This is a genomic window from Kitasatospora sp. NPDC088548 (genome assembly GCF_044753005.1).
Lineage (GTDB): Bacteria > Actinomycetota > Actinomycetes > Streptomycetales > Streptomycetaceae > Kitasatospora.
Genome location: NZ_JBIVMI010000052.1, coordinates 1 through 15,398 on the forward strand (window position 1 = coordinate 1; position 15,398 = coordinate 15,398).

Sequence of the window (15,398 nt, forward strand, 5' to 3'; positions counted from 1 at the left end):
GTCGGACTCGCCCTGGTCACCAACCAATAGCGAACAGACAGGCGATAACCCGAACGCCACAGAAGATGATCACCGGAGGTAAAACGACAAGCTCAGTTCTCGTAGCGGTAGCGGCACTGGGCGATCAGGATCGAGTCGCCGGTGACCTTGTAGATCAAGCGGTGCTCGTCATTGATCCGACGCGACCAGTAGCCCTGGAATCCGTGCTTGAGTGGTTCCGGTTTGCCGATTCCCTCGTTGCCGTTGCACGCGATGTCGGCAACGAGTGTGTTGATTCGTCCGAGGGTCTTGCGGTCCTGGATCTGCCACCACAGGTAGTCCTCCCAGGCCCGGGAGGCGAAGGTGATCTTCACTCCGGGTTCGCCAGCTCCCGTACGGTTCCTCCGCCGTTCTCCAGCTCCTCGATGGAGGCCAGGAGGCGGCGGGCGTTCGCGGGGCTGCGCAGGAGATAGGCGGTCTCCTTGAGGGACTGGTAGTCCTCCAGCGAGACGATGACCACCGGTTCGTGCCCGGCGCGAGTGATCACTATCTCCTCGCGGTCATCCGTGACCGCATTGAGCACCTCGGCGTAGCGTGCACGGGACTCCGAGTAGGTCATCGTCTTCATGACTCGACTCCTCCGCTAGGTACAGGAAATTGTACGCCTGTGCTCGGACGGCGACAAGGGCGCGAGCGCCCCTCCGGCGGACCGGCGCCTGGTGCGCTCCTCGGGCCGGCTCTACCGAACAAGAGGTGCGCAGGGGCTTCGGCGGTGCCGGATCGGTCGCTTCGACGTCCGGGCGGTATCCGTGCGCCACCGCCCGTTCGCCCGGGTGCGTGCGGCGACCGGGCGGGTCGGGGCTCAGGCGGTGTGGACGGTGATCGTGAGGGTGCCGTCGGGGGACGGGGTGGCGATCACCTGTTCCAGGGTGAGGGCGTGGATGGTGGGGTGGTGGGCGGCGGCGCGGGGGCCGATGCCGACGACCGGCATGCCCGCGGCGAGGGCGGCGGTGATGCCGGCCTCGGAGTCCTCGAAGGCGAGGCAGTCGACGGGGGCGAAGCCGAGGGCGGCGGCGCCCTTCAGGAAGGCCTCGGGGTCGGGCTTGCTGGCGCCGACCGATTCGGCGGTGATCAGGGTCTCCGGCAGCGGCAGGCCGGCGGTGGCCATCCGCAGCCGGGCGAGCCGGTCGTCGGCCGAGGTGACCAGGGCGTGCGGCAGGCCGGCCAGCGAGGCGAGGAAGGCGGGGGCGCCGGGGACCGGGACGATGCCGTCGGTGTCGGCGTGCTCCTCGGCGAGCATCCGCCGGTTGTCGGCCAGGTTGAGGTCCATCGGGCGCTCGGGCAGCAGCCTGGCCATCGCCGCGTGGCCCTGGCGGCCGTGTGCGACGGCCAGCACCTCGGCGGGGTCGAGGCCCTGCTCGTCCGCCCAGCGGTGCCAGCAGCGTTCGACGACGGCGTCGGAGTTGACCAGGGTGCCGTCCATGTCCAGCAGCAGGGCCTGGGTGGTCAGCACGGTGGGGGTGACAGGCATGGAGTCTCCTCGCGGGCGCGGCACAAAATGCGAGCTGTTTGTTCAGTAATGATACAAAAAATCATCCCAACAGGTGGGCATTGACCGCGCGGGCCTCCCCGGCCAGCTCCGGCAGCTCCAGCACCTCGACCCCGGCCGCCTCCAGCAGTGCCGTCCCCTGACAGTCGGTGACGAACAGGTCCGGCTCGCGCCAGGCCACCACCACCCGGGGCACGCCCGCCGCGATGAGCAGCCGGGCGCACGGCAGTGGCCGCGAGGCCCGCTGCCCGCACGGCTCCAGCGAGCTGTAGACGGTCGCGCCGCGCAGCCGTTCGTCCCCCGCGGGGAGCTTGCCGAGCGCCGCCTCCTCGGCGTGGTCGTGGGCGTCGGCCTCGCGGCTGTAGCCCTCGGCCAGCACCGTGCCGTCCGCGCCGACGATCACCGCGCCGACCGAGAACGCGGTCGCGGACGGCGGGCAGCGGCGGGAGAGTTCGACGGCCCGCCGCAGGTGCGCGAGGTCGGCCGGGTCGGTGGTCACGGGGCGGGCTCCTTGGGGGCGTATCTGAGCAGGACGACGTCGCCCACCGTACGTGCCTCCAGCAGCCGCATCCGGCGGGCCGGGCCGCCGGGGAAGACCGCGGGGTGGACGAAGCGCGGCGCCCGCGCCTGGCCGACCAGCAGCGGGGCGACGGCCAGTTGGAGCTCGTCCGCCAGGCCCTGCGCCAGGAACTGGGTGTGCACGCTGCCGCCGCCCTCGACCATCAGCCGGCGGATCCCGCGCGCCCCGAGGTCGTCCAGCACCGCGCCCAGCTCCACCGAGCCGCCGAGCGCCACCACCTCGGCCAGCCCGTCCAGCGCCGGGCGCAGCGTGACGGCCCCGGCGTCGGTGGTGTAGGCGAGCCGGTCGCCGCCGGTGTGCCAGAAGTTGAGCGCCCGGTCGAGCCCGCCGCCGGCGGTGAGCGTCACCTTCAGCGGGTACTCGGGCCGGCCGGCCGCCAGTCGGGCGGCGCGCCGGGCGGGGTCGTTGACCAGCAGCCGGGGGTTGTCCGTGCGCAGGGTGTTGCCGCCCACCAGGATCGCGTCGCTGGCGGCGCGTTCCTCGTCCACCCGGTCGAAGTCGGCCGGGCTGGAGAGCAGCAGCCGCTCGGGGGAGGCGTCGTCGAGGTGTCCGTCGAGCGACATCGCGGCGCTCAGCAGGACGAAGGGGCGGGGGCCGGGCATGGTGGGACCGTTCTGTCGGGTGCCCTCCACCGTACGGCGCGGGCGGGGGCGTCGGTCCGGTGAGGGGCGCTGTTCGCCGACCGGACCACCGGCCTGGGGGTGGCGTTCGCCCAGCGGCCTCATTCTGGTTGCGACCTCGCACCGCCCCCACTTCGAAGGGCTGTCACCGTGTCCCGTCTCTCCCGCGGCCTCCTGCCGCTGGCCGTCGCCGTCCTGCCGGTGCTGGCCCTGCCGGCCGCGCCCGCCACCGCCGCGTCGTACGGAACCCCCACCATCACGCTCTCGGCCGGTTACCTCTCCGGTGCGGTCGGCGCCACCGGCGACCCGACGGTCACCGTCACCGTCGCGCAGAGCGGCGCCGCCGCGTCCGCGCTGACCGTGGCGGCCTCGGCGAGCAGCCGCGGTTCGGTGGCCAGGCCCGGCGACGTCAGTGTCGCCGGCACCACCGGCACCCGCACCCTCGTGGTCGCCGCGCAGGGCGTCGGCTACACCGACCTCACCATCAAGGTGACCGGCCTCGGCGGCAAGAGCGCGACGAAGACGCTGCACTACGCGGCCTCGCCCGCCGTCCAGCACGCGGCCGCGAGCCGCTATCTGACCGGCTCCAGCGACGCCTCGGCGGCCGTCGACGCGGGAGGCGGCTACATCCTGGTGGCCGACGACGAGTCCAACGTGCTGCGCCTGTACGACCGCAACGCCTCCGGCGGGCCGGTCCGCACCTGGGACTTCAGCGGCGCGCTCGGGGTCTCCAAGGAGATCGACATCGAGGCCGCCACCCGGGTCGGCGACACCGTCTACTGGACGGGCTCCCTCGGCAACAACAAGGACGGCGCGGTGAAGCGCGACCGGCAGACCGTCTTCACCACCACCGTCACCGGCTCGGGCGCCGACACCCAGTTGTCGCCGGCCGGTTCGTACCGCGGGCTGCGTGACGACCTGATCGCCTGGGACCACGCCAACGGTGACCGCTACGGCTTCGCGGCGGGTGCGGCGGACGGCCAGGCGCCCAAGCAGATCGACGGATTCAACGTCGAGGGGCTGGAGTTCGCGCCGGGCAGCACCACCACCGCGTACGTGGGCTTCCGGGCGCCGCTCACCCCGGCCGTCACCGGCGGCCGGGCGCTGCTCGTGCCGGTCACCAACTTCTCGTCGCTGCCCGGTGGTTCCGCGCACGCCGCGTTCGGTGCCCCGGTCGAGCTGGACCTCGGCGGGCTCTCCGTCCGGGACCTGCGGCGCAACGCGCTCGGCCAGTACCTGATCGTGGCCGGTTCCTGGGCGGCCGACGACAACTCCGACCCGTACGCGCTCTACCGCTGGGACGGGCAGCCCGGGTCCAGGCCGGTCAAGGTGCTGGACCTGCCGACCAGTGACGCGGGCGGCTGGGAGGCCGTCGCGGACCTCCCCGACCTCACCGCCCCGGGTGCCCGGGTGCAGCTGATCACCGACGACGGCTCCGCCGACCTGTACGGCGACGGCACGGCGGCCAAGGACCTCACCCACGCGGAGTGGAAGAAGTCGCGGACCACCTGGTTCGCCCTCAACTAGCCTCTACCGAACGGAAGAAGCCCCCGGTCGGGATCCCGGATCCCAGCGGCCGGGGGCTTTCGCGCGCCGGACGCAAACCATTATGTGAGACGAATATTCTCGTCATGCGGGACGAGGAGTAGCGTCGAAGGCGTCGAGGAGACCGACCGAACCCCAGGGGGACGCCATGACCGGACCGCAGTCCGACGCCGTCTACACGCACGGCCACCAGGAGCCCGTGCTGCGCTCGCACCGCTCCCGTACCGCCGCCGACTCGGCCGCCTACCTGCTGCCCCGGCTGCGGCCCGGGCAGACCCTGCTGGACGTCGGCTGCGGCCCCGGCACCATCACCGCCGACCTGGCCGAACTGGTCGGCCCCGGCGGGCGGGTGGTGGCCGTGGACACCTCGGCCGAGGTGCTGGAGCAGGCGGCCCGGTACGTCGCCGGGCGAGGCCTGTCCAACGTGGTCTTCGAGGTCGCGGACGTGCACGGACTGCCCTACGCGGACGGGGAGTTCGACGTGGTGCACGCCCACCAGGTGCTGCAGCACGTCACCGGCCCGGTGGCCGCGCTGCGCGAGATGCGCCGGGTCGTGGCGGAGGACGGCGTCGTCGCCGCCCGGGACGTCGACTACGCGACCATGACCTGGTACCCCGAGGCGCCCGGGCTGGACCGCTGGCTGGCGCTGTACCGGCGGATCGCCCGGGCCAACGGCGGCGAGCCGGACGCCGGCCGGCGGCTGCTGTCCTGGGCACGGCAGGCGGGCTTCACCGAGGTCACCGTCTCCTCCAGCAGCTGGACGTACGCGACCCCCGAGCAGCGGGAGTGGTGGGGCGGGCTGTGGGCCGACCGGATCGTGAGCTCCGGCATCGCCGCGACCGCGGTGGCCGAGGGCTACGCGGACCCGGCGGAACTGGAACGGATCGCGGCCGGCTGGCGGGACTGGGCGGCCGCCGGGGACGGCTGGTTCGCGATGCTGCACGGTGAGGTCCTGGCCCGGCCGTAGGGCGCCCGGGCGGTCCGGGCCGGGTGAAAAATGAGCGGGGGGTGTTGGGCGAGATCGGGTAAAGTCGCGCGTCCGTTCCCATTGATCCGTCCGCGGAACGTTCGAGTCGCAACCGCTGAACTGATGCCCGTACCGGCGGGCGGGGGAGTCCACGTGTCCAAGCCCGAGCCCGACGCGCCCGTGCCCGCGGTGGACACCCCGCCGCCCGCGTCGGACATCCCCGCAGCGGACGTTCCCGCGCCCGTCGACCGGGTGGAACTGACCAAGCCGGCCGCCCCGGCCGCCCCGCCTGCGCCGGCCGGGCCCGCCACATCTGAACCTGTCGCACCCGTGCCCGCCGCACCTCCGGCCGCACCCGCCGCACCTCCGGCCGCACCCGCCGGGCCCCCGGCGCCCCCCGCCGTCCCCGCAATGCCCCCTGCCGCCCCCGCCGACCCGTGGGCCGTACCCGGCCCCGGCGCGCCCGGCGCTCCGGTGCCACCCGGCGCTCCGGTCCCGCCGGGGGCACCGTCCGGCGGCTGGGCGGCGGTCCCGCCCGGGGCGCTCTCCGGCTTCCAGCCCGGATACGCCTATCCGCCCGCCCCCGGGGCCACCAACGGCTTCGCCGTCGCCGCGCTGATCACCGGTCTGCTCTGCATGTGGCCGCTCTCGCTCGCCTTCGGGATCACCGCGCTGGTCCAGATCCCCAAGCGCAACGAGCGCGGCCGCGGCATGGCGGTGGCCGGTGTGCTGCTGGGCGTCGTCGGGGCAGTGATCATCCTGGTGGCCATGATCGGGGTGATCGCGGGCGACGCCGGCACCACCACCACCGGCCGCCCCGCCCGTGCCCCGAAGGCCCCGCCCGGTTCGGTCCTGTGGTCCACGCTCAAGTCCGGCGACTGCTACAACCCGCCGGAGGGCTCCGCCCTGCCCGATCCCGAGGGCGGGGACCAGGCCGTCTTCTGGGTGCGCAAGGTGCCGTGCCTGCTGCCGCACTACGGCGAGGTGGCCGGCACCGCCCGGATCCCCGAGAGCGCCGGGCCCTACCTGGGCGAGAACCTCATGCGTGAGCGCGCCGCCACCCTCTGCGGCCCGGTGCTCGCCGACTACGCCCTCGACAGCTGGGTCGTGCCGGACGGCATGGGCGAGGTCTACCTCTACCCCGACCGGGCCAGCTGGAAGTCCGGCGAACGCTACGTCACCTGCGGTTTCGAGGACCCGGGCGCCCAGCACCGCGGCACCGTGCGCACCGACCGGGGCAGCCTGACCTCGGCCCAGCTCGCCTACCTGGAGGCCGTCCGGACCTTCAACACCGCCTACGGGAAGGAACCGGAGGACGACATCACCGAGGCGCACTCCGAGTACCGGGCGTGGGCACGGCAGATGGCCGCAGCCTCCCGCGGCGAGGCGGAGACGCTCACCAAGAGCTCGACGGTCTGGCCGGAGAGCGTCCGGCCGAAGATCGCCGAGCTGGCGGCCGTCCAACTGGAGGCCGCCGCCGCGTGGGACGCCGCGGCCGGGACGACCGACAACGCCACACTCGAACGCGAGGTCCGGCGGGCCGAGGTGCTGGTCGCCAAGTCGACCAGGCCGAGCGTGGAGATCCGCCGCGAGCTGGGCCTGTCCACCGGTGAGCAGGTCGGCGAGATCCAGGTCTGACCTGACCCGGCCGGGTGTCCTGCCCGGTGCTGGCCGCGCCGGTACCCGTCGGCCCCGCGCCGGGAGCAGCGGCCCCCATACGGGCCGGGGCTACGCTCACGCCATGGACACCTTCCGGGTGATGCGGCAGGACGACAACGGCAACCGCTTCGAGGTCGCCAAGGGCCTCGGCCGGGCCGAGGCCGAGGAGGTGGCCGCGCGCTTCGAGGCGCGCGGCCACAAGCAGCTGTACTGGGTGGAGGCCGAGGGCGCATAGGGTCTGGCCCATGGAGAAGGCCATGGAGAACCCGGTCGAGGGCCCCGGCGCGGGCCGGGCCGGGAACCGGATCGTCGTCGGCGGCGCGCTCGTCCACCGGGGCCGGGTGCTGGCCGCCCGCCGCAGCGCACCGGCCGAGGTGGCCGGCCGCTGGGAGTTCCCCGGCGGCAAGGCCGAGCCCGGCGAGACCGAGACGCAGGCGCTGGAGCGCGAGCTGCTGGAGGAACTGGGCGTCCGGGCGAAGGCGCTGGAGCGGCTGCCCGGTGCGTGGCTCGTCCGGCCCGGCCTGGAGCTGCGTTTCTGGGCCGCCGAGCTGCTCTCCGGTGACCCGAGGCCGCTGGAGGACCACGACGAACTCCGCTGGCTGGGCCCGGCCGAGCTCGCCGACGTCGACTGGATCGACCACGACCGTGAGGTCCTCCCGCACATCGCCCGCCTGCTGACGGCCTGACCGGCCGGACCTGCCCGACCACCGCCACCATCCCCGCCACCACCCCCGTCCCCGCCTCCGCTGCCCCGTCGACGCGCCGGATGCCGCGTAGGTCAATCGGAAAAGACGACCTGGTCGCCGGGATAGCCTGGGCTCTGCTGGGTATGTCGCTTTTTGGCACTATTCGTCACCATCGGTGAGCCGCCCCCAGCCGGCGACGCCGATCCCGACCAGAGCCGGAGGCCCCGTCGGTGTCGAATACCGGTAACGGCGGCGGGGGAGCACGGCGTACGGGCGCCGGCGGGAGCGCAGCCGCTCGCGCCCGGCTGCGCCGTGGCGTGCGCCCGGCGGCGCCTCCGCCGCCCGCCGGCCGCCGCCGGAGCGACGGCGCCGTCCCCGAGACCCCTCAGCAGTCGACGCCGACGCCGTCCCCGGTGGTGTCCGGCACCCCGTCGCGGGCGGGTGCCCGCAGCCGGCCCGGCCGGCCGTTCCCGGGCGGTCCCGGCGACCAGGGCGGCCCCGGCGGGCACTCCGGCGGCAACCTCTTCGACGTCGTCAAGGTCGCCATCGCGATCCTGGACACCGCGGGCCGGGTGGTGCTCTGGTCCCCGGCCGCCGAGGAACTGCTCGGCTGGCCGAACGAGCTGCTGGTCGGCCGCCGGATCGACGACCTGATCCCGGACGAGGACCAGGTCGCCCGGATCCGTGCCGCGATCCAGGACACCCTGCGGCACGGCCGCTGGGCCGGTCTCGCCGAGCTGCGCGACCGGGACGGCGCCGCCGTCACCGTCGACGCCCGGATCTCCCTGCTGGTGGACGGCGACGGCACCCCGTTCCTCCAGGTCAACATGGCCGAGGCGGGGGCCGTCCGGGCCGTCGAGCGCGACCTCGCCGTCCGTGACGCGCTGTTCGAGCAGTCCCCGCTGGGGATCGCCATCATGGACACCGACCTGCGCTACACCGCCGTCAACCAGACCCTCGCCGAGATGAACGGCGTCGCTCTCGAGGACCATGTCGGCCGCACCACCGGCGAGACGCTGCCCGAGCGGGCCGCCGACGAGATCACCGCCATCCAGCGCCAGGTGCTCGCCACCGGCGAGCCGGTCATCGACGTCACGCTGGCCGCGCCCGTCACCGCCCGGGCCGGCTACCGCTCGATCTCCTACAACCGGATGACCGACCGGGCCGGCCGCGTGCTCGGCATCTCCGGCACCGTGATGGACGTGACCGAGCGGTACCGGGCGGTCGCCAAGGTCGAGCACGCCCGCCGCCGGCTCTCGCTGCTCAACGAGTTCGGCTCCCGGGTCGGCGACCTCCTGGACGCCTCCCGGATCGCCCAGGAGCTGGCCAGCGCCGTCGTCCCGAGGCTCACCGACCACTCCGCGGTGATCCTGCTCCAGGCCGTCGCCCACGGGGACGACCTGCCCCGGCACGGCCACGACCGCCGCACCTCGCTGCTCCAGCTGGGCACCGCCTCCGTCCAGGACGGCCCCGAGGTGGAGGTGATGCTCAGACGCGGGGCCCGGATCACCTTCGCCGAGGACTCCGCCTGCGGCCGGGTGCTGCGCACCGGCGTTCCCGAGCTGCTCTCCGGCGCCGACCAGCTGAGTGACGTGACCTACCCGGGCGACCCGAAGATGCAGGCCGCCCACGACCTGGGCGTGCACTCGATGCTGGTGGTGCCGCTGCGTGCCCGGGGGATCGTGATCGGCCTGCTGCTGGTCAGCCGGGCCGGCTACCGGGAGGGCTTCGACCGCGACGACCTGGCCTTCACGGTCGAGCTGGCCGACCGGGCCGGCAGCTCCCTGGACAACGCCCGGCTGTACGCCCGCGAGCGCACCGCCGCGCTGACCCTGCAGCGCACCCTGCTCCCGCAGCAGGTCCCGCAGCCGACCGGCGTCGAGGTCGCCTACCGGTACGTGCCCGGCAGCAGCGGCACCGAGGTCGGCGGCGACTGGTTCGACGTCATCCCGCTGCCCGGCGACCGCACCGCGCTGGTGGTCGGCGACGTGATGGGCCACGGTCTGCGGGCCGCCGCCACCATGGGCCGGCTGCGCACCGCCGTCCGGGTGCTGGCCGCTCTCGACCTGCCGCCGGACGTCCTGCTGCGGCACGTCCACGAGCTGGCCGACGACCTCGCCCAGGGGCCGGACGAGGCGCTGCTGGCCACCTGCATCTACGCCGTGTTCGACCCGGCGACGGCCCGGCTGACGGTGGCCAAGGCGGGCCACATCCCGCCGGTGCTGATCGTGCCGGCCGACGAGTCCGACGAGCCGACCCGGACCGGCGGCCCGCTGCCCGGCGGCACCGGCCGGATCCTCGACCTGCCCTCCGGCGCCCCGCTCGGCGTCGGCGGCGTCCCGTTCGAGTCCGTCGAGCTGAAGATCCCCGAGGGCAGCCTGCTCGCCCTCTGCACCGATGGCCTGGTGGAGTCCCGGGACAAGGACCTGGACGTCGGCCTCGGCCGGCTGCTCGTCGTTCTCGAACAGTCGTACGCCTCCATCCAGGCGGCCTGCGAGGCGGTGCTGGACACCATGGAGCAGGGCCGCGAACCGGACGACGTGGCGCTGCTGCTCGCCCGGCTCGGCCACGGTCAGGCCGGCACCCCGACCGCCGGCTGGACCCTGCCCGCGGAGCCCACCGCCGTCTCCCGGGCCCGTCGGCTGGTCCGGGCCACGCTCGTCGAATGGGGCGTCGAGGAGCTCACCGACATCACGGAACTGCTGGTCAGCGAGCTGGTCACGAACTCCGTCCGGTATGCGAGCGCACCCATCGGAGTACGGTTGACGCTCGGCGAGACGCTGCTGGTCGAGATCTCCGACCCGCTGCCCGACCCGCCCCGCGAGCGCCACGCGGAGGAGGCGGACGAGGGCGGGCGGGGGCTGGAGCTCGTGCGCCGGCTCGCGCTCCGCTGGGGCGCCCGGGCGGAGGGTATGGGCAAGGTTGTCTGGTTTGAGCAGGCCCTGCCGGGTAATGAGCCCGACGAGCCGGGAGCCGAGTAGGACGCGAGTAGAACGGGGCCGCATATGCCAGCAGGGGGCCGGGGGGAGCGCGCACTCCGGCAGGGGGCGCGGGCGTGGCATTGTGGTTGCGCGGGCGGTAGGACAAAAACCTTCGCCCGATCTGATGTTGTGATGTTGAGGGCGTGTGAACGTACCCCTCGATGATGAATACTCGGTCTTCTCGACATCCGGACGGTCGCGGGTTGGAGGGGTCGGTCCGTTGAACAGCACCCCGGCGCGGAATGCGCCGAGCAGCAGCGGTCATGCCGCTGTGCCCGGGCAGGCCGGGTCCTCCCACCTGCCCGGTCCCGTGGCGGCGCCCGCCGCGGGGTCCCCCGGCCGTGCCCCGGCGGCCCGGCCGATGGCCGACGCCCACCACTGGGGCGCCGGCGACCCGGGCTCGATCTACGACTACATCCGCGTCGCCACCTTCACGATCGGCCCCGACGGCCGGATCAGCCAGTGGAGCGGGCGCGCCGCCGACTTCTTCGGCCTGCCCGCCGCCGAGGCGGTCGGCGCCGACCCGATCACCACCTTCGTCCCGCGCGAGCTCTGGCAGCGCGGCCGCGTCCGGCTGGAGCGCACGCTGGCCGGTGAGGAGTGGGTCGGCACCACCCCCTACCGGGACGCGGCCGGCCGCGAGGGCCTCGCCGAGCTCTACCTCATGCCCGACAGCGCGCTGCCCACCGCCGGCGCCACCTGTCTCGCCGTCGACCTCGGCCGGCTGCGCCGGATCGAGACCGACCTCGCCGCCTCCGAGGCGGTCTTCGGCCAGACCCCGACCGGCTTCATCCTCTTCGACGACCGGGTCCGCCTCCAGCGCGTCAACGAGGCCTTCGCCTCCGGCCTGGGCCTGACCCCCACCGACCTCGAAGGCCTCACCCCGCACGACCTCTTCCCGCCGTCCGAGGCCGACCGCCTCACCGCGGCCCTGCGCAAGGTCCTCGCCACCGGCGAGCCCGTCTTCGACCTGCGCTTCCACTCCACCGTCCCCACCCGCGAGGGCAACCGGCTCTGGGCCGTCTCGCTCTACCGGCTGAACGGCTCGGCCGGCCAGCCGATGGGCGTCGCCGGCCAGGTCTCCGACGTCACCAGCCGGCACGTCGCCGAGCGCGAGGCCGACGGCGTCCGCCGCAACCTCGCCCTGCTCAACGAGGCCAGCGCCCACATCGGCTCCACCCTCGACCTGGAGACCACCGCGAAGGAACTGCTGGACGTCGTCGTCCCGCCGTTCTGCGACCTCGCCACCGTGGACCTCTACACCGCGCTGCTCTCCGGCGAGACCGTTCCCAGCGCCGGCCGGCTCGGCGACACCGTGCTCACCGACGGCAGCGGCGAACTGCGCCGGGTCGCCGTCTCCAGCGTGGTCGGCGGCGCCTCCTCGGTCCTCGGCTCGGTCACCGGCCTGCCGATCGCCGAGCCCGGCGGCACCCTTTGCTACCCGCGCCGCTCCCCGCACGCCCGGGCGCTGCGCACCGGCCGCAGCGTCGTCCCCGACCCCGGGCCGGACCCGCTGCTGCGCTCCACCCTGATCGTCCCGCTGGTCGCCCGCGACCAGGTGCTCGGCCTGGTCCAGCTGTCCCGCGCGATCGGCAGCGAGCCCTTCGACGCCAGGGACGTCGCGATCGCCGAGGAGCTCGTCGCCCGGGCCGCCGTCTGCATCGACAACGCCCGGCTCTACCGCCGCGAGCACGAGCGTGCCCTGATCCTCCAGCGCAGCCTGCTGCCCCCGGGCAACCCGGCCGCCAGCGGCCTGGAGATCGCCTGCCGCTACCTGCCCAGCAACAACAACACCGAGGTCGGCGGCGACTGGTTCGACGTCATCCAGCTGCCCGGCAACCGCACCGCCCTGGTCATCGGCGACGTCATGGGCCGCGGCCTGCGCGCCGCCGTCGCCATGGGCCAGCTGCGCACCGCCGTCCGCACCCTCGCCATGCTCGACCTCGAACCGGCCGAGGTGCTCACCGCCCTCGACGAGATCGCCCGCGGCCTCGGCGACGACTCCGCGCCGCCCGTCGGCCCGCCCACCCCGTACGGCCGGCTCACCTCGACGGCCGACGAGGAGGCCCGCGAGGTCTACCTGGCCACCTGCGTCTACGCGGTCTACGACGCCGTCACCCGGCGCTGTGTGTTCGCCAACGCCGGCCACCTGCCGCCCGTCCTGCTCAGCCCCGGCGAGAGCGCCCGGATGCTGGACGTGCCGCCCGGTCTGCCCCTGGGCGTCGGCGGCGAGCCGTTCGAGGAGGTCGAGCTGACCCTCCCGGACGGCGCCGTGCTCGGCCTCTACACCGACGGCCTGGTGGAGAGCCGCAAGCACCAGCTGGACGAGGGCCTGCGCGCCTTCCGCACCGCGCTGTCGGCCGAGGGCAAGGGCCTGGAAGACCTCTGCGACCATGTGCTCGGCGAGCTCAACCCGCACCACGGCGAGGACGACATCGCCCTGCTGATGGCCAGGGTGCACGCCTTCCCCGAGGACGCGGTCGGCAACTGGTTCCTCCCGCCCGAGCCGACCTCCGTCGCCAAGGCCCGCGAGCTGGCCTGCAGCTGGCTGCTGGCGCGCGGCCTGGAGGAGCTGGTCGACACCACCGAGCTGCTGGTCAGCGAGCTGGTGACGAACGCGCTGCGGCACGGCCGGGGCGAGATCCGGCTGCGGCTGCTGCGCGACCGGAACATGGTCTGCGAGGTCTGGGACGACGGCTACGCCCAGCCGCGCCAGCGGCGCGCCCAGGAGACCGACGAGGGCGGCCGCGGCCTCCAGCTGGTCAGCCTGCTGGCCGAGCGCTGGGGCAGCCGGCGCACCCCCAAGGGCAAGATCGTCTGGTTCGAGCTGTCGCTCTGACCCCCGGGCCACCGCACCCGGGCGCTTCGGCTGTCCGGGTGCAGTAGCCCGCCGGCCCGCCGTGTCGGCGGGCCGGGCCGCCCCCGGACGGCGTTCCATGGCCGCCATGCGCGCCCGCCAGCTCACCGCCGCAGCCGCCGCGCTGCTGCTCGCCACCAGCACCCTGGCCGCCTGCACCGGCGACCGGGCACCCGCCCCCGCGCCGGCCCCGGTGCCGGCCCCGCCCACCATCACCACCGGTGACGTCCGCCCGTACGACCGGGACACCGTCCGGGACGGCGGCACGCTGCGCTGGGCGGTGGACGCCGTCCCGGCCACGCTCAACGTCTACCAGCCGGCCGCGACCGCCGACTCGGCGCTGCTCGCCCACGCCCTGTACCCCTCGCTGTTCCGGCCCGACGAGCACGGCCGGCCGGTCGCCGACCCGGACTACCTGGTGGCCGCGGAGTCCACCCCGCCGGGGCGGCGGCCGCAGGTGATCACCTACCGGCTCAACCCGAAGGCCGTCTGGAGCGACGGCACCCCGTTCTCGGCGGCCGACTTCACCGCCCAGCGGGCCGCGCTCTCCGGTCCCGACACCGCGTACACCAGCACCCGCCCGGCCGGATACGGCTTGATCGACTCGATCGAGCAGGGAGCCGACCCGGCCGAGGTCAAGGTCGTCCTCCGGCAGCCGTACGCCGACTGGCGGGCGCTGTTCAGTCCCCTCTACCCCGCGGCCCGGACGGCCACCGCGACCGCCTTCAACCAGCCGCTGACGGGCACGGGGCAGGTGACGGCGGGGCCGTACGCGGTGGCCGGCTACGACCCCGAGGGCGGGCGGGTCACCCTGGGGCGCAACCCGCTCTGGTGGGGCGACCCGGCGAAGGCGGACCGGATCGACTTCCTGGCCGCGCCGCCCGAGCAGCGGCTGGACGGGCTCGACCAGGACCGGCTGGACATCGCGCCGCTCACCGCCGCGGTCGACCGGGCCGGCGTCCTGTCGGGCGCTTCCCCCGATGCTTCGCCCAGCGCTTCCCCCACCGTTTCCGGCACGGCCACCCCCACCCCCGCCGCCGCGCCGCCCGCCGCCGTACCGGAGGCCGCCGTCCGGGAGCTGCGGCGGGCGGAGGCGCTGCCCGGCGTCACCGTGCACCGGGCCGCCGCGCCCTCGCTCACCCAGCTCACCCTCAACGCCGCCCACGAGCCGCTCACCGACCCGGCCGTCCGCGCCGCCCTCGGTCTGGCCGTCGACCGGCGGCGGATCGCCGATGCCGCGCTCACCCCGCTCGGCCTGGCCGCCGCACCGCTCGGCAGCCACCTCCTCACCGCCGACCAGGACGGCTACCGCGACAACGGGCCCGCCGCTGACCCGGCGGACGTGAGCCGGCTCCTGGACGAGGCGGGCTGGCGGCGCCCCACGGACGACGGCACCCGGACCAAGGACGGCAAGGACCTCGCCCTCACCCTGCTGATCCCGGCGGGCTCCGCCACCGCCCTGCGCACCGCCGACGCGCTGACCGCCGACTTGGCCGAGTCCGGCATCGCCGTCCGGCCGGTGACGGCGCCCGCCGAGACCTTCGTCCAGGACCACCTGGCCACCGGCGACTACGAGCTCGCCGTTCTCTCCTGGCCGGCCGGTTCGAACCCGGCCACCGAGCAGCGCCCGGTCTACGCCAAGCCCCGGCCCGACCCGGACGGCGTCCTGGAGGCCGGCACCAACTTCGCCCGCGCCGGTACCGAGGAGATCGACCGGCTCTTCGACCGCGCCGCCGCCGAGCTCGACCTCGACGCCCGTCTCGCCCTGCTCCAGGAGGCCGACACCCGGATCTGGCAGCTCGGTCACTCCGTTCCCCTCTACCAGCGGCCCGACCTGGTGGGTGTCCGGTCCGGCGTCGTGGGCGCCGGGGCGTGGGGCTTCGGGTGGCCGCGCTTCCAGGACATCGGCTGGGCCGGCGGGGAGCAGAGCCCCGAGGCCACTCCGTCCGCGTGGTGAAGCGCGGTGAGGACGGGG

11 protein-coding genes and 1 pseudogene are annotated in these 15,398 nt (G+C 74.5%); 8 read left to right on the forward strand and 4 right to left on the reverse strand.

The window, feature by feature from the left end:
- Positions 1-92: 92 nt before the first annotated feature.
- The 4 genes and pseudogenes from ACIP82_RS36820 to ACIP82_RS36835 form a co-directional block, all read right to left on the reverse strand.
- The gene (locus tag ACIP82_RS36820; RefSeq protein WP_363607460.1) at positions 93-353 is read right to left on the reverse strand and encodes a Txe/YoeB family addiction module toxin; all 261 of its coding nucleotides are present in this window, start codon (positions 351-353) and stop codon (positions 93-95) included.
- Positions 350-607: a type II toxin-antitoxin system prevent-host-death family antitoxin gene (locus tag ACIP82_RS36825; protein WP_363607461.1), complete on the reverse strand. Its 258-nt coding sequence runs from the start codon at positions 605-607 to the stop codon at positions 350-352. The genes ACIP82_RS36820 and ACIP82_RS36825 overlap by 4 nt, the downstream gene beginning before the upstream one ends.
- Positions 608-841: 234 nt before the next feature.
- Entirely contained in the window at positions 842-1,510 is a 669-nt protein-coding gene (locus ACIP82_RS36830; protein ID WP_400659974.1) for an HAD-IA family hydrolase, read from the reverse strand.
- A 61-nt stretch (positions 1,511-1,571) separates the two neighbouring features.
- Positions 1,572-2,710 (reverse strand): annotated as a pseudogene (locus ACIP82_RS36835) (dihydrofolate reductase family protein).
- Between the two features lie 168 nt (positions 2,711-2,878).
- Here ACIP82_RS36835 and ACIP82_RS36840 point away from each other — a divergent pair.
- From ACIP82_RS36840 to ACIP82_RS36875, 8 genes are all read left to right on the forward strand, one after another.
- Entirely contained in the window at positions 2,879-4,255 is a 1,377-nt protein-coding gene (locus tag ACIP82_RS36840) for a hypothetical protein (RefSeq protein WP_400659976.1), read from the forward strand.
- Positions 4,256-4,421: 166 nt separating this feature from the next.
- A complete protein-coding gene (locus tag ACIP82_RS36845) occupies positions 4,422-5,240 on the forward strand; it encodes a methyltransferase domain-containing protein (protein ID WP_363607463.1) in 819 nt (272 codons plus the stop codon).
- Positions 5,241-5,393: 153 nt separating this feature from the next.
- On the forward strand, positions 5,394-6,878 hold the full coding sequence (locus tag ACIP82_RS36850; protein WP_400659979.1) for a DUF4190 domain-containing protein: 1,485 nt from the start codon (positions 5,394-5,396) through the stop codon (positions 6,876-6,878).
- A 103-nt stretch (positions 6,879-6,981) separates the two neighbouring features.
- Positions 6,982-7,134, forward strand: a complete 153-nt coding sequence (locus ACIP82_RS36855) for an SPOR domain-containing protein (RefSeq protein ID WP_363607465.1) — start codon at positions 6,982-6,984, stop codon at positions 7,132-7,134.
- A gap of 10 nt (positions 7,135-7,144) precedes the next feature.
- The gene (locus ACIP82_RS36860) at positions 7,145-7,585 is read left to right on the forward strand and encodes an NUDIX domain-containing protein (protein ID WP_400659983.1); all 441 of its coding nucleotides are present in this window, start codon (positions 7,145-7,147) and stop codon (positions 7,583-7,585) included.
- 413 nt (positions 7,586-7,998) lie between these two features.
- Entirely contained in the window at positions 7,999-10,566 is a 2,568-nt protein-coding gene (locus tag ACIP82_RS36865; protein WP_400659986.1) for a SpoIIE family protein phosphatase, read from the forward strand.
- 361 nt (positions 10,567-10,927) lie between these two features.
- Positions 10,928-13,405 (forward strand): SpoIIE family protein phosphatase, encoded by a 2,478-nt coding sequence (locus tag ACIP82_RS36870; RefSeq protein WP_400659988.1) that lies wholly within the window; start codon positions 10,928-10,930, stop codon positions 13,403-13,405.
- 106 nt (positions 13,406-13,511) lie between these two features.
- Entirely contained in the window at positions 13,512-15,380 is a 1,869-nt protein-coding gene (locus tag ACIP82_RS36875; protein ID WP_363607469.1) for an ABC transporter family substrate-binding protein, read from the forward strand.
- The last annotated feature ends 18 nt before the right edge of the window (positions 15,381-15,398 follow it).